The following is a 23,583-nucleotide window of genomic DNA, read 5'->3' on the forward strand; positions in this document are numbered from 1 at the left end:
CAAACCCTCTATACTGCGCGCCGAAGCTGACCAGACAGTCGCCGCTTCGTCGTCGTCCCTTTCGGGGGAGACGGGCGGAGGGGAGGAAAGTCCGGGCTCCACAGGGCAGGGTGCCAGGTAACGCCTGGGGGGGAAACCCACGACCAGTGCAACAGAGAGCAAACCGCCGATGGCCCGCGTAAGCGGGATCAGGTAAGGGTGAAAGGGTGCGGTAAGAGCGCACCGCGCGGCTGGTAACAGTCCGTGGCACGGTAAACTCCACCCGGAGCAAGGCCAAATAGGGGTTCACATGGTACGGCCCGTACTGAACCCGGGTAGGCTGCTTGAGCCAGTGAGCGATTGCTGGCCTAGATGAATGACTGTCCACGACAGAACCCGGCTTATCGGTCAGCTTCAACTTCTTACGAAACCCCGCTTCGGCGGGGTTTTTGTTTTCTGAAGGTTGCATGCCGGGTCAGCGAAGCGCCAAACGACATCAATTCTCAATTTTGCGACGCCAAGCACATTTCACTGCTTTACCGATTATGCGTTCCTTTCATCTGCTGCGCATGATCGTAATCACAAAATTTAACGCTATAAAATTAGAAAATTTTAGTGTTGAACAGATGTTGTGAATGTTGAATCAGTGATGCTGAATGTTATTCATTTGATAATTTAATATTGAATCTAAAAACATTCTTCTGGTGAATGTGTGATATATCCCACTCTTTAACCGGAAGCTGAGAAAATATTCCTGATAAAGTTGATAAACCACAAAAATGTTTTAAAAGAATAATGATGGTTTATTAACCTTTAATTGCCTGAAAGATAGTCTTTATTAATATTGTTAAGGCAAAAAAATTCATGCTGGTTATTGCCATAAAATAAATTTATTACCGCGGATTTTGTTGATCAATATCAGCGTAATTGCGTATTTTTAGCTATCTAACTGTTTGAATAATAAGATTATAAATCGATTTTAAATGTGGTTGTAAAAAGGGCATCCTGGCAAATTGTGAGTAACAGCACATACCCCCTGAAACAATATTGGGTAGAATCCGCTGCGTCATAGGGAAATAAGCGCAGAATATTATGAATACTATTATTCTACCGAAAACACAGCACCTCGTGGTATTTCAGGAAGTCATCAAAAGTGGCTCTATAGGTTCTGCTGCAAGACAACTGGGGCTGACGCAACCTGCCGTCAGCAAAATCATCAGCGACATCGAATCCTACTTTGGGGTGGAAGTGATGGTGCGTAAAAACACCGGCGTAAAACTCACTGCCGCCGGTCAGGTGCTGCTGTCCTACGCTGAGTCGATCACCCGCGAAATGAAAAACATGGTGAGCGAGATCAACAGCCTCAGTTTCAGTACCGTCATGGACGTCTCCTTCGGCTATCCGTCGCTGATTGGCTTCACCTTCCTGTCCGGGATGATCAAAAAATTCAAGGAAGTGTTCCCGAAGGCGCGCGTCTCAATGTATGAAGCGCAGCTCTCTTCATTCCTGCCCGCCATTCGCGATGGCCGGCTGGATTTCGCCATCGGCACGCTGAGCGACGGGATGTTGCTCCAGGATCTTCACGTTGAGCCACTCTTTGAATCTGAGTTTGTGCTGGTGGCGAGTAAATCACGAACGTGCACCGGCCCGACCAGACTGGCGTCGCTCACGCACGAGCAGTGGGTGATGCCGCAAACCGATATGGGCTACTACAACGAACTCCTGACCACCCTGCAAGATAACCACATCAGCATTGAAAACATCGTCCAGACCGATTCCGTCGTCACCATCTATAACCTTGTTCTCAATGCCGATTACCTGACGGTGATCCCCCGTGACATGATTGCGCCATTCGGCTCGGACCAGTTTATTGTCCTGCCGGTGGAAGATGCATTACCCGTGGCGCGTTATGCCGCCGTGTGGTCAAAAAATTACAGTATTAAAAAATCGGCGTCAGTATTAGTTGAACTGGCAAAACAATATTCGTCGATGAATATCGAAAAACGACGATAGAAATAATGATGATTTAAAACACCCGGAGCGACGCTTTTTAACGCTCTGATACCCTGACTTTGCCTGAAAATAATGAATTATTATAACGAGGATATTATGCACATTACTTACGATCTCCCGGTGACCATTGACGATATTCAGGACGCCAGAAAAAGACTGGCGGGAAAGATCTATAAAACCGGTATGCCGCGCTCAAATTATCTGAGCGAACGGTGTAAGGGTGAGATATTCCTGAAATTTGAAAATATGCAGCGTACCGGTTCGTTTAAAATACGTGGGGCGTTTAATAAATTAAGCTCGCTGACCGATGCGGAAAAACGCAAGGGCGTGGTTGCCTGTTCCGCAGGGAACCACGCGCAGGGGGTGTCGCTCTCCTGCGCCATGCTCGGCATCGACGGCAAAGTGGTAATGCCTATGGGCGCGCCGAAATCCAAGGTGGCCGCCACGCGCGACTACTCCGCCGAAGTAGTGCTGCACGGCGAGAACTTTAACGACACTATCGCCAAAGTGAGCGAAATCGTCGAGATGGAAGGGCGCATTTTTATCCCGCCTTACGACGATCCGAAAGTGATCGCCGGTCAGGGCACCATCGGCCTGGAAATCCTCGAAGATTTATACGACGTGGATAACGTGATTGTTCCCATCGGCGGTGGTGGTTTAATTGCTGGTATTGCGACAGCAATTAAATCCATCAACCCAACTATCAATATTATCGGCGTGCAGTCTGAAAACGTGCACGGAATGGCGGCGTCGTATCAGACCGGTGAAATAACGAACCACCGCATTACCGGCACATTAGCGGACGGCTGCGACGTGTCTCGCCCGGGTAATTTAACCTTCGAAATCGTTCGTGAACTGGTTGACGACATTGTGCTGGTCAGCGAAGACGAGATTCGCAACAGCATGATCGCGCTTATTCAGCGAAATAAAGTGGTTACGGAAGGTGCTGGCGCGCTGGCGTGCGCGGCGTTATTAAGCGGCAAGCTGGACCACTATATTCAGGGCCGTAAAACCGTCTGCATTATTTCCGGTGGCAATATTGATCTCTCCCGTGTTTCCCAAATTACCGGCTTCGTTGACGCATAAAGGTGACCTATGAGCAACACAGAAAGCATTATCGTTGGCCAGACAAAAACGTCCTCCTGGCGTAAATCGGATACCACCTGGACGCTCGGCCTGTTTGGTACCGCCATTGGCGCTGGCGTGCTGTTCTTCCCCATCCGCGCAGGCTTTGGGGGGTTGATCCCTATTCTGCTGATGCTGGTTCTGGCGTTCCCCATTGCCTTTTACTGCCACCGCGCGCTGGCGCGTCTGTGTTTGTCCGGCAGTAACGTCTCCGGCAACATCACCGAAACGGTGGAGGAGCATTTTGGTAAGACCGGCGGGGTGGTGATCACCTTCCTCTACTTCTTTGCTATTTGCCCGCTGCTGTGGATTTACGGCGTCACCATTACCAACACCTTTATGACCTTCTGGGAAAACCAGCTCCAGATGCCTGCCCTGAACCGCGGCGTGGTAGCGCTGTTCCTGCTGCTGCTGATGGCCTTTGTGATCTGGTTCGGTAAAGACCTGATGGTGAAGGTGATGAGCTACCTGGTGTTCCCGTTCATCGCCAGCCTGGTGCTGATTTCTCTCTCGCTGATCCCGTACTGGAACTCAGCGGTGATCGACCAGGTTAACCTGAGCGATATCGCCTTCACCGGTCATGACGGCATTCTTGTCACGGTGTGGCTGGGGATTTCCATTATGGTCTTCTCCTTCAACTTCTCGCCTATCGTCTCCTCGTTTGTGGTCTCCAAGCGCGAAGAGTACGAGCCGGAGTTTGGTAAAGAATTCACCGAGCAGAAATGTTCCAAAATCATCGGTCGCGCCAGCCTGCTGATGGTGGCGGTGGTGATGTTCTTCGCCTTTAGCTGCCTGTTTACGCTCTCTCCGCAGAACATGGCGGACGCCAAAGCGCAGAACATTCCGGTGCTCTCTTACCTGGCGAACCACTTTGCGTCGATGTCAGGCAGTAAATCCACGTTCGCCACGGTGCTGGAGTACGGCGCGTCCATCATCGCGCTGGTCGCTATCTTTAAATCCTTCTTCGGTCACTACCTGGGCACGCTGGAGGGGCTGAACGGCCTGATCGTTAAGTTCGGCTACAAGGGCGACAAGAAGAACGTCTCCGTGGGCAAGCTGAACACCATCAGCATGGTCTTCATCATGGGCTCCACCTGGATTGTGGCCTATGCCAATCCGAACATTCTTGACCTTATTGAAGCTATGGGCGCGCCAATTATCGCCTCTCTGCTGTGCCTGCTGCCGATGTACGCCATCCGCAAAGCACCGGCGCTGGCGAAATACAAAGGCCGGACCGAGAACATCTTCGTAACCGTGGTCGGCCTGCTGACCATTCTGAACATCGTGTACAAACTGTTTTAAACCAAAGCTCAGGAAGAGCGGAGCCATACCATGATTGAGTTTCCGGTAGTACTGGTCATTAACTGCGGATCGTCCTCTGTTAAGTTTTCGGTGCTGGACGCCGCAGGCTGCGATGCCCTGCTGACGGGCATTGCGGACGGCATCAACACAGAAAAAGCCTTTATTTCCGTGAATGGGGGTGAGCCAGTCAGACTGGCTCATCAGGACTACGAAGGGGCGCTGGCCGCCATCGCCCTGGAGCTGGAGAAGCGCGACCTGATGGGCAGCGTGGCTTTGATTGGCCATCGCATTGCCCACGGCGGCGATCTCTTCAGCGAGTCGACCCTGATCACGGAAGAGGTGATGGAGCAGATCCGCCAGGTCTCCCCGCTGGCGCCGCTGCATAACTACGCTAACCTGAGCGGCGTGGAAGCCGCAGAGCGACTCTTCCCCGGGGTGCAGCAGGTGGCGGTATTTGATACCAGCTTCCACCAGACCATGGCGCCGCAGGCGTATCTGTACGGCTTGCCGTACCGCTTTTTTGAAGAGCTGGGCGTGCGCCGCTACGGCTTCCACGGCACCTCTCACCGCTATGTGGCGGCGCAGGCGCACGCGCTTCTCGGGCTCTCCGCCGAAGACAGCGGCCTGGTGATTGCCCATCTCGGCAACGGGGCGTCCATTTGCGCGGTGCGTAACGGCAGAAGCGTGGACACGTCCATGGGGATGACGCCGCTTGAAGGACTGGTGATGGGCACGCGCTGTGGCGACGTAGATTTTGGCGCGATGGCGTGGATTGCCCGGCAGACCGGCCAGACGTTCGAGGATCTGGAGCGCGTGGTCAACAAAGAGTCCGGGCTGCTGGGGATCTCCGGCATCTCCTCCGATTTGCGCGTGCTGGAGAAAGCCTGGCATGACGGCAACGAGCGGGCGCGGCTGGCGATAAAGACCTTTGTCCACCGCATAGCGCGGCATATCGCCGGTCATGCCGCATCCCTGCACCGTCTGGATGGCGTGGTGTTTACCGGCGGGATCGGTGAGAACTCCGTGCTCATACGCGCGCTGGTGGTGGAGCACCTGAAGGTGTTTGGCATCATCCTCGACGAGTCCAAAAATGCCCTGCCGGGCAGCGCGGGTGAGCGCGTGATCTCCACCGAGTCGTCCCGCGCGGCCTGCGCGGTGATCCCTACCAATGAAGAAAAAATGATCGCGCTGGACGCCCTCCGTCTTGGGAAGGTCACCCCGGCTGCGGCTTACGCCTGATAAAGCGAGAATCTGATGAAAGTAACAATCGATACGGGCGTCGCGCCTTACAGCGACGCATGGGCCGGGTTTTGCGGTGAAGAATGGAAAAACGCCGTTAACGTGCGCGATTTTATTCAGCATAACTACACCCCTTATGAAGGCGATGAAGCTTTCCTCGCGCAGGCGACGCCAGCAACGACGGCGCTGTGGCAGAAGGTGATGGTCGGCATTCGCCAGGAGAATGCCACCCACGCTCCGGTGGATTTTGACACCAACATCGCCACCACCATTACCGCGCACGGGCCGGGCTATATTGACCAGGAGCTGGAGACGATCGTCGGCTTGCAAACCGACAAGCCGCTCAAGCGGGCCCTGCATCCGTACGGCGGGATCAATATGATCCGCAGCTCGTTCGAAGCCTACGGTCGCGAGATGGATCCGCAGTTTGAATATCTCTTCACCGACCTGCGCAAAACCCACAACCAGGGCGTATTTGACGTTTACTCTCCGGAGATGATGCGCTGCCGAAAATCCGGCGTGCTCACCGGTCTGCCGGACGGCTACGGGCGCGGACGCATCATCGGCGACTACCGTCGCGTGGCGCTATACGGCATCAGCTATCTGGTGCGCGAGCGTGAACTTCAGTTCGCCGATCTCCAGGGGAAACTGGAGCGCGGAGACGATCTGGAGGCCACGATCCGCCTGCGCGAGGAGCTGGCGGAGCATAAGCGTGCGTTGCTCCAGATCCAGCAGATGGCGGCGAACTATGGCTTTGATATTTCACGTCCGGCGATGAATGCGCAGGAAGCGGTGCAGTGGGTCTACTTTGCCTACCTTGCCGCAGTGAAATCCCAGAACGGCGGGGCGATGTCGCTGGGGCGCACGGCCTCGTTCCTCGATATCTACATTGAACGCGACATGCAGGCAGGAAGGCTGAACGAGGTGCAGGCCCAGGAGCTGATCGACCACTTCATCATGAAGATCCGCATGGTGCGCTTCCTGCGCACGCCGGAGTTCGACACGCTCTTCTCCGGCGATCCGATCTGGGCCACGGAAGTGATTGGCGGCATGGGGCTGGATGGCCGTACGCTGGTGACCAAAAACAGCTTCCGCTATCTGCATACCCTGCACACCATGGGGCCTGCGCCGGAGCCAAACCTGACGATCCTCTGGTCCGAACAGCTGCCGATCGCTTTCAAGAAATACGCCGCGCAGGTCTCGATCGTCACCTCCTCGCTGCAATACGAGAACGACGATCTGATGCGTGCCGACTTTAACAGCGACGACTACGCCATTGCCTGCTGCGTCAGTCCGATGGTGATCGGCAAGCAGATGCAGTTCTTCGGCGCACGCGCCAACCTGGCGAAAACGCTGCTGTACGCGATTAACGGCGGGGTGGATGAGAAGCTGAAGATCCAGGTGGGGCCGAAAACCGAGCCGCTGCTGGATGAGGTACTGGATTACGACACCGTAATGGCGAGCCTCGATCACTTCATGGACTGGCTGGCAGTGCAGTACATCAGTGCGCTGAATCTCATTCACTACATGCATGATAAATACAGCTACGAAGCCTCGCTGATGGCGCTGCACGACCGGGACGTTTACCGCACCATGGCCTGTGGCATTGCCGGGCTGTCGGTGGCGGCGGATTCCCTGTCGGCCATCAAGTACGCCACGGTAAAACCGGTGCGCGACCACACCGGTCTGGCGGTCGATTTCGTCATCGAAGGCGACTATCCGCAATACGGCAACAACGACGATCGCGTGGACAGTATCGCCTGCGATCTGGTTGAGCGCTTTATGAAGAAAATCCAGGCGCTGCCGACGTACCGCAACGCCGTGCCGACGCAGTCGATCTTGACCATCACCTCCAATGTGGTTTACGGGCAGAAGACCGGCAACACGCCGGACGGGCGTCGCGGCGGTACACCGTTTGCGCCTGGCGCCAACCCGATGCACGGGCGCGACAGAAAAGGGGCGGTGGCGTCGTTGACCTCGGTCGCCAAGCTGCCGTTCACCTATGCCAAAGACGGGATCTCCTACACCTTCTCCATCGTGCCGCAGGCACTGGGCAAGGACGAGCTGGTGCGCAAAACCAACCTTGTCGGGCTGCTGGACGGGTACTTCCACCACGAAGCGACCATCGAGGGCGGGCAGCACCTGAACGTCAACGTGATGAACCGGGAGATGCTGCTGGATGCCATCGCCCATCCGGAGAACTATCCGAACCTGACGATCCGCGTTTCAGGTTATGCGGTGCGGTTTAACGCTCTGACGCGCGAGCAGCAGCAGGACGTGATTTCGAGGACGTTTACGCAGGCGATCTAACACAGGCTCCATCTTCAGCCTCCTCAGATGAGGAGGCTTTTAATTTTGTGAACTCCGTCAATTTTAGAAAACTCGCTCTCTTTTCTGCTATCCCGAAGTAATATTTTCCTCTCGCCTAAGGGAATCCCTATAAAAGTTGTGACTTTTTTCTCCCGCGCTCCGGATATGATCTCCCCATACCAATAACTCACACCTGCACCCTCTGACTCGCAATCGCTGGCGATCGGAACCTTATAAAAACAAATCGTTACCCTACAAAATAAGCGAGTGCCCAATGAATATGGCAACAAACAGCAGTGTGATTGTGAGTGATTCCCCTGCGGCAAGGCGGGCGGGAATGAGCGAAAGCGAATGGCGAGAGGCGATTAAATTCGACAGCACCGATACGGGCTGGGTCATCATGAGTATTGGGATGGCTATCGGCGCGGGCATTGTTTTTCTTCCGGTGCAGGTTGGATTAATGGGGCTATGGGTATTTTTACTCTCGTCGATAATTGGTTATCCGGCCATGTACCTGTTCCAGCGCCTGTTTATTAATACGCTGGCGGAATCACCGGAATGTAAAGACTATCCGAGCGTTATTAGCGGATATTTAGGCAAAAACTGGGGCATCTTATTGGGTGCACTTTATTTCGTGATGCTGGTGATCTGGATGTTTGTCTATTCGACGGCCATTACCAACGACAGCGCATCCTATTTACACACCTTCGGCGTAACCGACGGTTTGCTCTCGGAAAATCCGTTCTACGGCTTATTCCTGATCTGCATTCTGGTCGCCATTTCGTCGCGCGGTGAAAAGCTGCTGTTTAAAGTCTCCAGCCTGATGGTGCTGACCAAATTATTTGTGGTGGCGGCGCTGGGGCTTTCGATGATTGGCCTCTGGCATTTAGCCAACGTCGGCATGCTGCCGCCAATGGGGCTGCTGATTAAAAACGCCATTATTACGCTGCCTTTCACCTTAACCTCCATTCTGTTTATTCAGACATTAAGCCCGATGGTGATTTCCTATCGTTCAAGGGAAAAATCCGTTGAGGTGGCGCGTCATAAAGCGCTGCGGGCAATGAATATCGCCTTTGGCGTGCTGTTTGTGACGGTCTTTTTCTACGCTGTCTCCTTCACCCTGGCGATGGGGCACGACGAGGCGGTAAAAGCCTACGAGCAGAATATTTCCGCCCTGGCAATCGCAGCACAGTTTATCAGCGGTGACGGCGCGGGCTGGGTCAAAATCGTCAGCGTAATCCTCAATATTTTCGCTGTGATGACCGCGTTCTTTGGCGTCTATCTCGGCTTTCGTGAGGCGACGCAGGGCATTGTGATGAACATCCTGCGCCGCAAAATGCCGGCGGAGAAAATCAATGAAAATGCCGTCCAGCGCGGGATTATGCTGTTTGCCATCCTGCTGGCCTGGAGCGCGATTGTGTTAAACGCGCCGGTGCTGAGCTTCACTTCCATCTGTAGCCCTATTTTCGGGATGGTGGGCTGCTTAATTCCGGCGTGGCTGGTCTACAAAGTGCCCGCACTTCATAAATATAAAGGCGTATCGCTGGTGATTATTGTAATTACCGGGCTGCTGCTTTGTGTTTCTCCTTTCCTCGCCTTCTCATGAGGTTAAATAAGGTCGTAACGATGTCTGAGCAAATTAATCCTTTATGGAACCATTTTATTCGCGCGGTGCAGGAAGAGGTAAAGCCTGCGCTGGGCTGTACCGAACCCGTCTCGCTGGCGCTGGCGTGCGCGATGGCTGCCGGACAGCTTGACGGTGAGGTGACGCGTATCGAGGCGTGGGTATCGCCGAACCTGATGAAAAACGGGCTTGGTGTAACGGTGCCCGGTACCGGTATGGTCGGTTTACCCATCGCGGCCGCGCTGGGCGCGATTGGCGGTAACGCGCATGCCGGACTGGAGGTGTTGAAAGACGCGTCGTCCGAGGCGCTAACGCGCGCCAAAGCACTGCTGAACGCGGGTCTGGTGCAGGTAAAATTGCAGGAGCCGTGCGATGAGATCCTCTATTCACGTGCCTGCGTTTACGTCGGTGAATCCTCGGCGATGGTGACCATCGCCGGCGGGCACACCCGTGTGGTGGAGATGGTGTGTCAGGGCGAAACGCGCTTCAGGCTTGACGATAATCAGAGCCAGAACAGCGACGATCCGCTGGAGGTGCTCCCGACCACCACGCTGTCGCAGATCCTTGAGTTTGTGGAACAGGTGCCGTTCGACGCGATCCGCTTTATCCTCGATGCGGGACGGCTGAACGATGCGCTCTCCCGGGAAGGTTTACGTGGCAACTGGGGGCTGCATATTGGTGCGACGCTCAATAAACAGCGCACACGCGGATGGATGGCGCAGGATCTGGGGTCAGACATTGTTATCCGCACCAGCGCAGCCTCGGATGCCCGCATGGGGGGCGCGACGCTGCCGGCGATGAGCAACTCGGGTTCCGGGAATCAGGGTATCACCGCTACCATGCCGGTGGTGGTGGTGGCTGAGCACGTTCAGGCCGATGACGAACGGCTGGCGCGGGCGCTGATGCTCTCGCACCTGTCGGCGATCTATATCCATTACCAGCTTCCGCGCTTGTCCGCGCTGTGCGCGGCGACAACGGCCGGAATGGGGGCCGCCGCAGGGATGGCGTGGCTGATGGGCGGTTCTTACCAGACAATTTCCATGGCGATCGGCAGTATGATCGGCGACGTCAGCGGGATGATCTGTGACGGGGCGTCTAACAGTTGCGCAATGAAGGTCTCGACCAGCGTCACCAGCGCCTGGAAAGCCGTGATGATGGCGTTGGATGATACTGCCGTGACGGGTAATGAGGGGATTGTGGCGCACGACGTGGAGCAGTCGATCGCGAACCTGTGCGCGCTGGCGTGCCGCTCGATGCAGGCGACGGACCGGCAGATCATTGAGATTATGGCGAGTAAGGTGTTGTGATCTAATCCAATCCGTTACCCCTCACCCTAACCCTCTCCCATAGGGAGAGGGAACCGATCGAGCGAGGGGCGTGTTGATCTTAAACCGGCAAATCAATCAACAGCGCGCGCAGCGGCGTATCGGCAACCAGAGTGATATTCGCTTCGTCACGAATAAACGCCCCGTCACCGCAGGTGAGCGCCTCTTTCTCTTCCGCGTGCGTCACCGCATGCACCGTTCCGTGAATGGACTGCAAATAGGCACGCGGGCCATGAAGCTGGAAGCTCGCCTGTTCACCTTTTTTCAGTTCGATATGGTGCAGCCACACCTGCTGGCGTAGCTGCAAGCTGCCTTTGCTGCCGTCTGGCGAGGCAATCAGCTGCTGTTTATCGCCCTTCAGATCGATTTTTTGCACCAGCGGATTTTCACGCTCCGGACAGGCATCCAGCCACAGCTGCATGCGGGTCAGCGTTTTGTCTTTGCTGAGGTTATGCTCGCTATAGCTAATACCCGGCTGCGTGGAAATTAACAGCGCCTCGCCAGCCTTCGCCTGGACATGATTGCCCTCGCTATCGCGGTATTCTGCCTCGCCTTCCAGGATCAGGTTCAGGATATCGACTTTCGGGTACGTGCGCGGCTGGAAGGACGCGCCCGGGGCGAGCACTTCCTGGTTCAATACGCGCAGTGAAGCGTAACCGAGAAGTTTAGGGTCAAAGTAGTGTCCAAAGGAAAAGGTGTAGCGGGCCTGCAACCAACCGAAATCGGCTTGTCCGCACTGTTTCGCTGTTCTTGTCGTAATCATAAACTTGACCTCTCTTTACACTAAATCAATGGTAAAGGTATGGACGCTGCATTGTTAGCCAGATATTCTGCCCGGTATGTTCAAATTTCCTGAATGAGAACGAGATGGCTAAAGAGAGAGCATTGACGCTTGAGGCGCTTCGCGTCATGGACGCGATTGACAGGCGCGGCAGTTTTGCCGCGGCGGCAGATGAACTGGGGCGCGTTCCGTCTGCGCTGAGCTATACCATGCAAAAGCTGGAGGAGGAGCTGGATGTTGTGCTCTTCGATCGCTCTGGTCATCGAACAAAATTCACCAACGTTGGGCGGATGCTGCTGGAGCGCGGCCGCGTATTGCTGGAAGCGGCGGATAAACTGACGACCGATGCCGAAGCGCTGGCCCGCGGCTGGGAAACCCATCTGACGTTAGTGACCGAAGCGCTGGTGCCCACCGAGGCGCTGTTCCCGCTGGTGGACAGACTCGCCGCGAAAGCCAATACCCAGCTGTCGATCATCACCGAGGTACTGGCCGGGGCGTGGGAGCGTCTTGAGACGGGCAGGGCGGATATCGTCATTGCGCCGGATATGCATTTCCGCTCATCGTCAGAAATTAACTCGCGCAAACTGTACAGCGTGATGAACGTCTACGTCGCTGCGCCGGGTCACCCGATCCATCAGGAGCCGGAACCGCTCTCTGAGGTCACGCGCGTGAAATACCGCGGCGTGGCGGTGGCGGATACCGCGCGCGAGCGCCCAGTGTTAACGGTGCAGTTGCTGGATAAACAGCCGCGTCTGACGGTGACGTCGCTGGAAGATAAGCGTCAGGCGCTGCTGGCGGGGCTGGGCGTGGCGACCATGCCGTATCCGTTCGTCGAAAAGGACATTGCAGAGGGACGGCTGCGCGTTGTCAGCCCGGAATACACCAGCGAAGTGGATATTATTATGGCGTGGCGTCGTGACAGCATGGGCGAAGCCAAATCATGGTGTTTACGCGAAATTCCGAAGCTTTTCACGCAATATAATAAATAAAATCGTAATTTGTAGGCCCGGTAAGCGAAGCGCCACCGGGCTTTTTTTTTATGCGCAGATCTTCGGATCCGGACCAAAGCGGTTTTCTCCCGGCGTTCCGCTCTGACAGTTGAAAATCAAAATCACGATCCAGCCGATAAGCGGGATCAACAGCAACAGCAGCCACCACGCCGAACGATCGGTGTCGTGAAGACGACGAAACAGTACGGCCCATGAAGGCAGCAGAACCAACACACCATAAATGGTGGTGAGAATGCCTTCGCCCCCCTCGCGTTCCCAGCCGAGGATTTTGTCCACAATACCCAGCACCATAATCAGGACGAAGTTCACCAGAACGAACATCCAGTACTCTTTACGGCGGGCACGGCCACCAAATCCAACGTAGTTGCGCAGTACTTTTAAATACCAGTCCATTTTTCCTTGCCTCTTAGTCAGTCAATCACTTGTTTTCTAAGCGATCGAGGTAAGGATAGATGTATGCCGTGAATTAAAAAAGGGAATCAATTGATTCCCTAAATAATTATCCGAAACGCACGTCGCGCCCGTGCGGTTCATCCAGATCCTGCCACGGACCAATGGAGATAATGCCTGTTGAGTTGATGGTCTTATGACTGCGGAAATAATGGGTGCGAATATGGTCAAAATTGACCGTCTCCGCAATACCCGGCATCTGATAGATGTCGCGCAGGAAACCGTGCAGGTTCAGATAATCGCTGATGCGATGCTTGTCGCACTTGAAGTGGGTGACATACACCGGATCGAAGCGGATCAGCGTCGTCCACAGGCGGATGTCTGCTTCGGTGAGGCGATCACCCGCTAAATAACGATGCTGGCCGAGGATCTGCTCCAGACGTTCCAGGGATCCAAACACGTTGCCGACCGCTTCGTCGTACGCTTCCTGACTGGTGGCAAAACCGGCTTTATAGACGCCGTTGTTGACGTTGTCGTAGATCCAGCCGTTCAGCTCGTCAATTTTCTCGCGCACCTCAACCGGATAGTAATCCCCGGCGCGGGCGCCGTGCGCGTCAAACGCGGTATTGAACATGCGAATGATTTCAGCGGATTCATTGCTGACGATCGTCTGGTTTTTCTTGTCCCACAGCACAGGCACCGTTACGCGTCCGGTGTAGTGCGGATCGGCGCGCAGATAAAGCTGATACAGGAAATCGTGATGATAAAGCTCATCACCCGTCGCGGCCGGGAAGTCACTGTCGAACGTCCAGCCGTTTTCCAGCATCAGCGGGTTGACCACCGAAACCGGAATTAGCGATTCGAGACCTTTAAGTTTGCGCACAATCAGCGTACGGTGCGCCCACGGACAGGCGAGAGAAACATACAGATGATAACGATCTTTCTCCGCCGCAAAGCCCCCTTCGCCACTCGGGCCGGGTGCGCCGTCGGCGGTCAGCCAGTTACGGAAGGCCGAAACAGAGCGCTTAAAGCGTCCACCGGTGGATTTGGTGTCATACCAGACATCCTGCCAGACGCCGTCTACGAGTTGTCCCATTTTTTACTCCTCCGTCAGATAGCAAAAGCGAGGAGATGTCTCCTCGCTTTGAATTTAATCAGTATAGCGTGCTTACCACTTCTTATTCAGAAGACGGTCGATGCTGTAGGCGCCCGGACCCGTGATAGCCAGCAGCAGGAAGCCACCCGCGATGGTCAGGTTTTTCATGAACATCAGAGAGTTCACGCCTTCCGCAAAGTTGCTGTGGAAGATGAACGCGGTCAGCAGGGTAAAGCCTGCGGTGAACAGCGCTGTGGTGCGGGTCAGGAAACCGAACAGCACTGCCAGGCCGCCGCCGAACTCAAGCAGGATGGTCAGTGGCAGCAGGAAACCCGGTACGCCCATCGCTTCCATATACTGCTGAGTGCCCGCATAGCCGGTAATCTTGCCCCAGCCTGCGGTGATGAACAGCACAGGCATCAGAATACGCGCTACCAATACACCAACATCATCTAATTTTTTCATTTTACTCTCCAGGAAACCACATCAGCGGCTAAACGTTATTTGCGTGCAAATTCGGGTAGATACCGCGTCTTTGCTGTCGATGGAGAGGAGTGTAAACGGGGCGGATGGCAATTGTTAGCAAGGAAAACTGTCAATCTTTTTCAAAGATATTGAGTAAGGGAGCATAGAGAGATTTTGCCGGGTGACGGCTACGCCTTACCCGGCCTACTTTTTTACCGTAGGCCGGGTAAGCGCAGCGCCACCCGGCGAGAAGGCTAGCGCAGCTGCTGCTGACGAATCGTTGCTTTCACCAGACGCCATGCGCTCCAGACACCAAAGCCACGGCGTGCCCAGCGAATCAGCATGTTTGGATGACGAATCGTCCAGATCGCCATCACGCTGCTACCCACCAGCGCCCACGAACGCAGGCTCAGAAGAGTATTCCAGCCGCGATCGTAACGCTGGGTCAGCTCCAGCCAGTCGCGACGGCTGGCGGACAGGTCCAGCCGCTGCTGCTGGATCTGGCTCAGCAGATACGCTTTCCGCTTTTGACGTTCGGCTTTGTCGCTCACGACTTATCATCCTCCAGCAGGGCGCGGTCGTTGGCCAGCTCCTGGCGAGTATGGCGCAGGAAGGTCGACGTGCGCGCTTTATGCAGGGTCCAGATACCGCCTATCAGCGCCGCCACCAGCAGAACCACGGTAGTCGCAATCATCGCGTTCAGCCGATACTGTGGATCGATAGCCCAGATGATTAACACCATCAGGCTCATCAGACCAAACGCGGCAAAGAGCATCGTAAGCCCAAGCATGAGCAGCATCTGGAAGAGATTGGCTTTCTCCTCTTCCAGTTCCACTACCGCAAGCCGGACGCGCGTTTCGGCAATCCCGACCAGCGTCGTAAGAATACGCTGGCCGATGCCGAGGACGTTTTTAGCAGGCCCTTGTGCGTGACGTGGATCTTCCATAATCAACGACGCGTCAGCAGGACACCCAGCACCACACCCACTGCGGCACCAATACCAACGCCTGTCCATGGATTGTCACGTACATATTCGTCTGCGCGCGCAGCCGCTTCGCGGGTCTGTTTCGCCAGTGCATCACCGGTTTCACCCAGACGGTAACGACTCTCTTTCAGTGCCTGCTCCGCTTTGCTGCGCAGTTTGCTGACTTCTTCTTTCGATTTATCGGCAGAAGAGTTCAGCACCTCTTCCAGGGTGTCCGCCAGGGATTTCAGCTCAGCGCGCAGATGTTCTGAAGTTGTATCTTTTGACATGATTCTCTCCTGTTGAGATTTCCGTTAACTCAATAATCGCGAGCTTCCAGCGCTTTCAGTTCGTCCTGCGCCTCTTGCAACTTCCTCTCGCGCTTGGCAATTTTTTCCGCATCACCTTTCTCTTTCGCTTCTTGCAGGTCTTGACGGCGCTCGGCTATCTCGTCCTTCTGTTCAGCGATTTTTTCCTGATGATCGGCACGCAGCTTGCTGTCCGTACAATTGTCTTTCACTTCGCTCAGCGCTTTTTTCAGTCCGTCGATCCGGTGCTGATTGTTATGCTTTTCGGCATAACTGATTTCGCGTTGAATATCCTGTTCTTTCTCCTGACAAAGAGACATAGCGAAGGAAGCTGTGCTTAAAGAAAAAAGGGCCAGAGCCAGGGTGATGCGGTATTTCATTATAGAAACCTTCCATTGTGTTACGGCGTAAGCCGTGTTCCAGAACTATGCGGAGAACATCTGAGGGGTGCTCCGCGTACTTAAGCATAGTAAGTAAACGGGAGTTTCACCAAAGTGGGTGAAAATATTCGGAATATTAGTCGTTAGCCAAATCGATGCGACGTGTCGCGTAACCGTGACATCCAGGAGGCTACGTGGCTGTCATCATCCTGTTGCGCGATGATGTAACCCTGCGGCAACGTGCGGTCCAGCACCGCTTTCGCCGCGGCGCTTTGCGCACTGGAGTCAAATTTTATCAGCAGCACATCGTCTTGCGGCGTGATGCTCTTAAAGCGGATCCCGTTAGCGTCCAGATGATGCCAGATGGAAAAACCATCCGGCACGCTGGTTCCTTGACTCACAGGACGGATAGTCAGCGTCGACTCCTGGTGCTGTAGGGCAGACCATAGCAGGATGAGAGCGCTGAACATCATTAGCGCGACGATGGCGTAAGAGAAGCGGCGCAGCGCGAGCGGGGAGATAACCATCGTTAACCCCTGGCTCCATATTTCTTTTTCCACAGTACGACCAGTGAACCGACCAGGCCAAACACCAGCAGGACGACGGGCAGCAGCATCAGGCAAGACATCAGCTGGTCTTCATATTTCATAAAGACCGGCGTTTTACCGAGCGCGTAGCCGAGCGTGGTCAGGATCAGAACCCACAGCAGGCCGCTCATCCAGTTAAAGAACTGGAAGCGCGCGCTGCTCAGGCCGGACAAGCCCGCAATGGTCGGCAGCAGGGTGCGTACGAATGCGATAAAGCGGCCAATCAGCAAGGCGGAGAGCCCGTGCTTATGGAAAAGGTGGTGCGCTCGCTGGTGATAATGTGCCGGAAGATGCGAAAGCCAGTTCTGAACGATTCGCGTGTTGCCCAGCCATCGCCCCTGAATATAACTCACCCAGCAACCCAGGCTGGCGGCAATGGTCAACAGCAGAACCGTTTGTGGGAAAGCCATCGCCCCTTTTGCACAGAGCACCCCAACCAGCACCAGCAGGCTGTCGCCCGGTAAAAAGGCAGCAGGCAGCAGACCGTTCTCAAGGAACAGGATCATAAATAACACAAAGTAGAGCATGCCAATCATGGACGGGTTGGCCAGCGTTTCGAAATCCTGAGCCCAGAGGGCGTTCAGTAGTTGGGTCAAAAGTTCCATTCAGTGTTCCTGGAAATCGGTTAACGTCACGCCTGTCATTCGGGAAAACAGCACGGCGACATTGTTATGATTTCATTATGGTCGCTCGCGGACACAATGATGTGTGGCCAACACTGTTCCCTGTTAATTGGCTGGTTAGCAAGCACTAACTTACAAAATAACGAAGTGAATCCAATTGTAACAAAGCCCGACGTTCTGCGTCACAGAATTTGAGGGGAAACACGATTTTGGCGTAAGCCACGGAGGGGAGCGAGAGATTTTACAAAGGCTGACACTATAGAGGTTTTCTTCCCTGTCTGGCCGGAAGGCGCGGCGGTGCGCCTGCCAGCAGTTCAGGAGGTTATTTTGCGACATTGGTCGCGGTATCGAGGTGAACCACCGGATTATCAGCAAAAAGATAGCGGTCAGCGTTAAATTCAAAGTCATCACTCGTTTCATTAAAAAGCATCTGTTTAGTGTTCTCCAGATGCTGCCACATTGCCAGTTTCGCCGCATGCGGATCTTTACGAATCAGGGCCTTAAGAATCTGGTCGTGGTCGTCACACCAGTTATCTACCGTGCGGGAATCAATGTGATCGTGCAGTTTCTTCCAGTACGGGTTGTGAACGCGCTGAGTCCACATTTTTTCAACGATTGCCGCCAGCGCTGTGTTCTGAGTCGCAAGGGCGACCTGAACGTGGAATTGCAGGTCCCATTCGGAATCGCGGAAACATTTTTCTTTACGCGCATGATCCTGGATTTCCATCAGCTTCATGATGTCCTGCTTGGTGACCTGTGTCGCTGCGAATTCTGCGATATTGCTTTCAATCAGCTGGCGAGCCTGGAGAAGCTCAAAGGGACCGTAGCTGGCAAATTCCAGACTTTCGTCCGGCGTGGGGGAGTGTTTCGCCTGGCTGGAAATCACGTGAATACCGGAACCTTTGCGTACCTCAACATACCCTTCAACTTCCAGCATGATGATGGCTTCGCGGACCACCGTGCGGCTGACGCTTTTTTCATCCGCAATAAAACGCTCAGCGGGAAGTTTATCACCGACAAGATAGACCCCTTGCTCGATGCGATCTTTCAGCTCGGCGGCAAGTTGTTGATATAAACGACGTGATTCGGTGATTTCCATATGCGCTCCAGGCAGGGTACGGCGAATGATTTGTTATACCACTTTTGCGTGCCACTCTCCAGATTTCGCCATTAAAAAAGCCGCCCGGAGGCGGCTTTTGCGACGTTTTTGCCGGGTGGCGCTACGCTTACCCGGCCTACGGTTTTATCGGGTGTTGTAGGCCGGGTAAGGCGAAGCCGCCACCCGGCACAACAAGCTAACTCTGCGTCGCCGGTCCCCCAAGGGACTCTTTCGCCAGTTCCTCGGCGGATTTACTCTTCAGCACCGTCCAGATAACCACCGCGCCCAGCAGGTCGAAGATGGCCAGTACCGCGAACAGCGGGCTGAAGCCGATGGTGTCTGCCAGCGCGCCGACCACGAGGGCGAACAGGGTACTTGCGGTCCAGGCGGCCATCCCGGTCAGACCGTTGGCGGTGGCAACTTCGTTACGACCAAACACGTCGGACGAGAGCGTAATCAGTGCGCCAGACAGAGACTGGTGAGCAAAGCCCCCGATACACAGCAGGGCGATAGCCACGTAAGGACTGGTGAACAGGCCAATCATGCCAGGGCCAATCATCAGCAGGGCACCCATGGTGACCACCATCTTACGGGACACAATCAGGTTCACGCCAAACCAGCGCTGGAACAGCGGTGGCAGGTAGCCGCCGACGATACAGCCCAGGTCTGCAAACAGCATTGGCATCCAGGCGAACATCGCGATCTCTTTCAGGTTAAAGCCGTAGACTTTGAACATGAACAGCGGGATCCAGGCGTTGAACGTACCCCAGGCCGGTTCCGCCAGGAAGCGTGGCAGGGCGATACCCCAGAACTGACGGGTACCCAGGATCTGCCAGACGGACATTTTCTTGCCGTTGTCGGTCTGATGATGAGATTCCTGACCATTGATAATGTAGTCACGTTCTTCGGTAGACAGCTTTTTCTGATCGCGCGGGTGTTTATAGAAGATCAGCCACGCCATGGCCCAGGCAAAACTCAGCACACCGGAGATGATGAACGCCATTTGCCAGCTGTGCATCACAATCGCCCACACCACCAGTGGCGGAGCAATCATCGCCCCGATGGAGGAACCCACGTTGAAGTAACCGACAGCGATTGAACGTTCTTTTGCCGGGAACCATTCAGAGCTGGCTTTCAGACCCGCAGGGATCATCGCCGCTTCGGCAGCACCTACCGCACCACGCGCCAGCGCCAGCCCGCCCCAGCTGCCAGCCAGCGCCGTCGCCCCGCAGAAGACGGCCCATGCTACAGCGAAGAAGGCATAACCAATTTTTGTACCCAGAATATCAAGAACATAACCTGCAACAGGCTGCATTACGGTGTAAGCGGCAGAATACGCCGCAATGATGTAAGAGTATTGTTGTGTGGAGATATGTAACTCTTCCATCAACGTTGGCGCCGCTGCTGCCACGGTGTTACGTGTCAGGTAGCCCAGCACGGTGCCGAGCGTCACCAGTGCGATCATGTACCAACGTAACCCTTTAATTTTACGCATGTAAAACCTCATCGTTATGTTATTTCCGTGTCGGGACACGGCAACAACTCAACCGTTGCCGGGAGCTGTTCTGTAACGGGAGGGGCGTAACCGGGAACCTGTCCCGGAACGGCCCGAACCTTGCCATAAGTCATCGTGCTAAGTCGGCTTCCGTACCGTTAAATCCGATGTAACAAACACCGGTAATGCATTCCGTCGGCTTATAGTTTGCGACGGCGAAAAGATAACTTGTCATACAACTTTAAAAGGTGAGTGACATCACAAAAGAGTGAATCTTTGTAGGGATATTATGCGGCGTGCGCAAAGCCAGATCTGGCGCGGTCTGCAAGAAGGTTTACCCCTTTGAGGGTAATTTATTTGTCGACGTTTATTGATCTAACTCACGAAAAAAACGTCGGACTCTGGAAATTGGTGTGATAACTTTGCAGCATCTGAACATAAGCTTTCTGACGCTCCCGTAATGAGGAAGACGATAATGACACCGTTTATGACCGAAGATTTCCTGTTAGATACCGAATTTGCTCGCCGCCTGTACCACGACTACGCAAAAGATCAGCCGATTTTCGACTACCACTGCCATTTACCGCCGCAACAGGTTGCCGAAAATTACCGTTTCAAAAACCTGTATGATATCTGGCTGAAGGGTGACCATTATAAATGGCGCGCGATGCGCACCAGCGGCGTGGCCGAGCGCCTGTGTACCGGCGACGCGACCGATCGCGAGAAGTTTGATGCCTGGGCCGCTACCGTTCCCCACACCATCGGTAACCCGTTATACCACTGGACGCACCTCGAACTGCGTCGTCCTTTTGGCATCACCGGCAAGCTGCTCTCTCCCGCCACGGCGGATGAAATCTGGGATCAGTGCAACGAACTGCTGGCGCAGGATAGCTTCTCGGCGCGCGGCATCATGCAGCAGATGAACGTGAAGATGGTGGGCACAACCGACGATCCGATCGACTCCCTGGAGCACCACGCGGTTGTCGCGAAGGACAGCACCTTTGACATCAAAGTGCTGCCAAGCTGGCGTCCGGATAAAGCCTTCAACATTGAGCTGCCGACCTTTAATGACTACATGACGAAGCTGGCTGAAGTATCGGATACCGATATCCGTCGTTTCGCCGATCTGCAATCCGCGCTGACCAAACGTCTGGATCACTTTGCCGCACACGGCTGTAAAGTGTCTGACCACGCGCTGGACGTGGTGCTGTTCGCGGATTCCAGCGAAGCCGAGCTGGACAGCATCCTGGCGCGTCGTCTCTCCGGCGAAGCCCTGAGCGAGCATGAAGTCGCCCAGTTCAAAACCGCGGTGCTGGTGTTCCTCGGTGCGGAATATGCCCGTCGCGGCTGGGTTCAGCAGTACCATATCGGCGCGCTGCGTAATAACAACCAGCGTCAGTTCAAACTGCTGGGCGCGGACGTAGGCTTTGACTCCATCAACGACCGCCCTCTGGCGGAAGAGCTGTCAAAACTGCTGAGCAAACAGAACGAGCAAAACCTGCTGCCGAAAACCATTCTCTACTGCCTGAATCCGCGCGATAACGAAGTACTGGGCACCATGATCGGCAACTTCCAGGGCGAAGGGATGCCGGGCAAGATGCAGTTCGGTTCCGGCTGGTGGTTTAACGATCAAAAAGACGGCATGGAGCGTCAGATGACGCAGCTGGCGCAGCTCGGCCTGTTGAGCCGCTTCGTTGGCATGCTGACTGACAGCCGCAGTTTCCTCTCCTATACCCGCCATGAATATTTCCGCCGCATTCTGTGCCAGATGATTGGCCGCTGGGTGCACGCGGGTGAAGCGCCAGCGGATATCCAGCTGCTGGGCGAAATGGTGAGAAACATCTGCTTTAACAATGCGCGTGACTACTTCGCCATTGAACTGAACTAAGGCCGTTTGAGGTTGATATGCAATACATCAAAATCCATTCGCTGGATAACGTTGCCGTCGCGCTGGCAGATTTAGCCGAAGGGATGGAAGTGACCTTCGACAACCAGTCGGTGACGTTACGCCAGGCCATTGGACGTGGACATAAGTTTGCCCTGATCCCCATCGCGAAAGGGGAGAACGTGGTGAAGTACGGTTTGCCCATCGGTCATGCGCTGGCGGATATTGCGCCGGGTGAATACATTCATTCCCACAATACCCGCACCAATCTCAGCGATCTGGACGAGTACAGCTATCAACCTGACTTCCAGCCAGAAGAAGGACAGGCGGCCGATCGTGAGGTACAGATCTACCGCCGCGCCAGCGGCGAGGTGGGGATCCGCAATGAGCTGTGGATCCTCCCGACTGTCGGCTGCGTGAACGGGATCGCGCGTCAAATTCAGACGCGTTTCCTGAAAGAGACTAATGATGCTGAAGGCACCGACGGTGTGCATCTGTTCAGTCACACCTATGGATGCTCCCAGCTGGGTGACGACCACATCAATACCCGCACCATGCTGCAAAATATGGTGCGCCACCCGAACGCGGGCGCGGTGCTGGTGATCGGCCTCGGCTGCGAGAACAATCAGGTCGACGCCTTCCGCGACACGCTGGGCGAATTTGACCCTGAGCGCGTGCACTTTATGGTGTGTCAGCACCAGGACGACGAAGTGGAAGCGGGCGTTGAACAGCTGCATCAGCTGTACGAGGTGATGCGTCACGACAAGCGCGAGCCGGGCAAGCTGAGCGAACTGAAGTTTGGCCTGGAGTGCGGCGGATCTGATGGCCTTTCCGGCATAACCGCTAACCCAATGCTGGGTCGCTTCTCGGATTACGTGATTGCCAACGGCGGCACTACGGTGCTGACCGAAGTGCCGGAGATGTTCGGCGCAGAGCGCATTCTGATGAGCCACTGCCGCGACGAAGAGACCTTTGAGAAGACCGTCACCATGGTCAACGACTTCAAACAGTACTTCATCGCCCATAACCAGCCGATATACGAGAACCCCTCGCCGGGGAACAAGGCGGGCGGGATCACCACGCTTGAAGAGAAATCCCTGGGCTGCACCCAAAAAGCGGGCGCCAGCCAGGTGGTGGACGTGCTGCGCTATGGTGAGCGTCTGAAAACGCACGGCCTGAACCTGCTCAGCGCACCGGGCAACGATGCGGTCGCCACCAGCGCGCTGGCGGGAGCGGGCTGTCATATGGTGCTGTTCAGTACCGGTCGCGGTACGCCGTACGGCGGGTTTGTGCCGACGGTGAAAATCGCCACTAACAGCGAACTGGCGGCGAAGAAAAAGCACTGGATCGACTTTGACGCGGGCCAGCTGATCCACGGCAAAGCGATGCCGCAGCTGCTGAGCGAATTCGTGGACACGATTGTGGAATTTGCCAGCGGCAGGCAGACCTGCAACGAGAAGAACGACTTCCGCGAGCTGGCGATCTTTAAGAGTGGTGTGACGCTATAAGTCGGGTGCGGGCTGGTGCCCTCACCCCGGCCCTCTCCCACAGGGAGAGGGTGCAAACACTAAAAACGGCAACAC

General features: G+C 55.1%; 22 protein-coding genes and 1 other RNA gene. 11 read left to right on the forward strand and 12 right to left on the reverse strand.

Annotation, left to right across the window (positions count from 1 at the left end):
• The first annotated feature begins 22 nt into the window (after nt 1–22).
• From rnpB to INF86_RS13620, 8 genes are all read left to right on the forward strand, one after another.
• Nucleotides 23–399: RNase P RNA component class A (rnpB, locus tag INF86_RS13585), an RNA gene on the forward strand.
• A gap of 672 nt (nt 400–1,071) precedes the next feature.
• Nucleotides 1,072–1,992 (forward strand): transcriptional regulator TdcA, encoded by a 921-nt coding sequence (gene tdcA / locus INF86_RS13590; protein WP_023298702.1) that lies wholly within the window; start codon nt 1,072–1,074, stop codon nt 1,990–1,992.
• 96 nt (nt 1,993–2,088) lie between these two features.
• Nucleotides 2,089–3,078 (forward strand): bifunctional threonine ammonia-lyase/L-serine ammonia-lyase TdcB, encoded by a 990-nt coding sequence (tdcB, locus tag INF86_RS13595; RefSeq protein WP_023298701.1) that lies wholly within the window; start codon nt 2,089–2,091, stop codon nt 3,076–3,078.
• 9 nt (nt 3,079–3,087) lie between these two features.
• The gene (tdcC, locus tag INF86_RS13600) at nt 3,088–4,419 is read left to right on the forward strand and encodes a threonine/serine transporter TdcC (protein WP_022649486.1); all 1,332 of its coding nucleotides are present in this window, start codon (nt 3,088–3,090) and stop codon (nt 4,417–4,419) included.
• Nucleotides 4,420–4,449: 30 nt separating this feature from the next.
• On the forward strand, nt 4,450–5,658 hold the full coding sequence (tdcD, locus tag INF86_RS13605) for a propionate kinase (RefSeq protein ID WP_108367868.1): 1,209 nt from the start codon (nt 4,450–4,452) through the stop codon (nt 5,656–5,658).
• A 15-nt stretch (nt 5,659–5,673) separates the two neighbouring features.
• Nucleotides 5,674–7,968: a formate C-acetyltransferase gene (gene pflB / locus INF86_RS13610; protein WP_022649484.1), complete on the forward strand. Its 2,295-nt coding sequence runs from the start codon at nt 5,674–5,676 to the stop codon at nt 7,966–7,968.
• A 274-nt stretch (nt 7,969–8,242) separates the two neighbouring features.
• A complete protein-coding gene (locus INF86_RS13615) occupies nt 8,243–9,574 on the forward strand; it encodes an amino acid permease (RefSeq protein ID WP_022649483.1) in 1,332 nt (443 codons plus the stop codon).
• A gap of 20 nt (nt 9,575–9,594) precedes the next feature.
• Entirely contained in the window at nt 9,595–10,899 is a 1,305-nt protein-coding gene (locus INF86_RS13620; RefSeq protein WP_193543610.1) for a serine dehydratase subunit alpha family protein, read from the forward strand.
• 79 nt (nt 10,900–10,978) lie between these two features.
• Here the strand turns inward: INF86_RS13620 and INF86_RS13625 are convergent, their stop codons facing one another.
• Nucleotides 10,979–11,680: a pirin family protein gene (locus INF86_RS13625; protein WP_022649481.1), complete on the reverse strand. Its 702-nt coding sequence runs from the start codon at nt 11,678–11,680 to the stop codon at nt 10,979–10,981.
• A gap of 104 nt (nt 11,681–11,784) precedes the next feature.
• Here INF86_RS13625 and yhaJ point away from each other — a divergent pair, with 104 nt between their 5' ends.
• A complete protein-coding gene (yhaJ, locus tag INF86_RS13630; RefSeq protein ID WP_022649480.1) occupies nt 11,785–12,687 on the forward strand; it encodes a DNA-binding transcriptional regulator YhaJ in 903 nt (300 codons plus the stop codon).
• 48 nt (nt 12,688–12,735) lie between these two features.
• On the opposite strand, the gene INF86_RS13635 is transcribed toward yhaJ, so the two are convergent.
• The 11 genes from INF86_RS13635 to INF86_RS13685 form a co-directional block, all read right to left on the reverse strand.
• Entirely contained in the window at nt 12,736–13,101 is a 366-nt protein-coding gene (locus INF86_RS13635; RefSeq protein WP_022649479.1) for a DUF805 domain-containing protein, read from the reverse strand.
• Nucleotides 13,102–13,207: 106 nt separating this feature from the next.
• Nucleotides 13,208–14,194 carry a glutathione S-transferase family protein gene (locus INF86_RS13640; protein ID WP_193543611.1) on the reverse strand — a complete coding sequence of 329 codons (987 nt, stop codon included), beginning with the start codon at nt 14,192–14,194 and terminating at the stop codon, nt 13,208–13,210.
• A 72-nt stretch (nt 14,195–14,266) separates the two neighbouring features.
• On the reverse strand, nt 14,267–14,659 hold the full coding sequence (locus tag INF86_RS13645) for a DoxX family protein (RefSeq protein WP_032626373.1): 393 nt from the start codon (nt 14,657–14,659) through the stop codon (nt 14,267–14,269).
• Between the two features lie 254 nt (nt 14,660–14,913).
• Nucleotides 14,914–15,210, reverse strand: coding sequence for a YqjK-like family protein (locus tag INF86_RS13650; RefSeq protein WP_022649477.1), 297 nt, complete (start codon nt 15,208–15,210; stop codon nt 14,914–14,916).
• Nucleotides 15,207–15,605 (reverse strand): phage holin family protein, encoded by a 399-nt coding sequence (locus INF86_RS13655; protein WP_003862647.1) that lies wholly within the window; start codon nt 15,603–15,605, stop codon nt 15,207–15,209. Before INF86_RS13655 ends, INF86_RS13650 begins: the two co-directional genes overlap by 4 nt.
• A gap of 2 nt (nt 15,606–15,607) precedes the next feature.
• Nucleotides 15,608–15,913, reverse strand: a complete 306-nt coding sequence (locus tag INF86_RS13660; protein WP_008503141.1) for a YqjD family protein — start codon at nt 15,911–15,913, stop codon at nt 15,608–15,610.
• Between the two features lie 29 nt (nt 15,914–15,942).
• On the reverse strand, nt 15,943–16,311 hold the full coding sequence (locus tag INF86_RS13665; RefSeq protein WP_017382428.1) for a DUF1090 domain-containing protein: 369 nt from the start codon (nt 16,309–16,311) through the stop codon (nt 15,943–15,945).
• Nucleotides 16,312–16,454: 143 nt separating this feature from the next.
• Nucleotides 16,455–16,838 (reverse strand): EnvZ/OmpR regulon moderator MzrA, encoded by a 384-nt coding sequence (mzrA, locus tag INF86_RS13670; protein ID WP_022649476.1) that lies wholly within the window; start codon nt 16,836–16,838, stop codon nt 16,455–16,457.
• 2 nt (nt 16,839–16,840) lie between these two features.
• A complete protein-coding gene (yqjA, locus tag INF86_RS13675; protein WP_022649475.1) occupies nt 16,841–17,503 on the reverse strand; it encodes a DedA family general envelope maintenance protein YqjA in 663 nt (220 codons plus the stop codon).
• A 340-nt stretch (nt 17,504–17,843) separates the two neighbouring features.
• Nucleotides 17,844–18,620, reverse strand: coding sequence for a transcriptional regulator ExuR (gene exuR, locus INF86_RS13680; protein ID WP_023298695.1), 777 nt, complete (start codon nt 18,618–18,620; stop codon nt 17,844–17,846).
• A 196-nt stretch (nt 18,621–18,816) separates the two neighbouring features.
• Complete coding sequence (locus INF86_RS13685) at nt 18,817–20,115, reverse strand: MFS transporter (RefSeq protein WP_022649474.1); 1,299 nt, start codon at nt 20,113–20,115, stop codon at nt 18,817–18,819.
• A 475-nt stretch (nt 20,116–20,590) separates the two neighbouring features.
• Between INF86_RS13685 and uxaC the strand changes: the two genes are divergently transcribed.
• Entirely contained in the window at nt 20,591–22,003 is a 1,413-nt protein-coding gene (uxaC, locus tag INF86_RS13690) for a glucuronate isomerase (RefSeq protein ID WP_193543612.1), read from the forward strand.
• Nucleotides 22,004–22,020: 17 nt separating this feature from the next.
• Complete coding sequence (locus INF86_RS13695; protein ID WP_023307033.1) at nt 22,021–23,508, forward strand: UxaA family hydrolase; 1,488 nt, start codon at nt 22,021–22,023, stop codon at nt 23,506–23,508.
• Nucleotides 23,509–23,583: the final 75 nt, after the last annotated feature.

It is taken from the genome of Enterobacter cloacae complex sp. I1M (genome assembly GCF_014982425.1).
In the GTDB taxonomy this organism is placed as follows: domain Bacteria; phylum Pseudomonadota; class Gammaproteobacteria; order Enterobacterales; family Enterobacteriaceae; genus Enterobacter; species Enterobacter intestinihominis.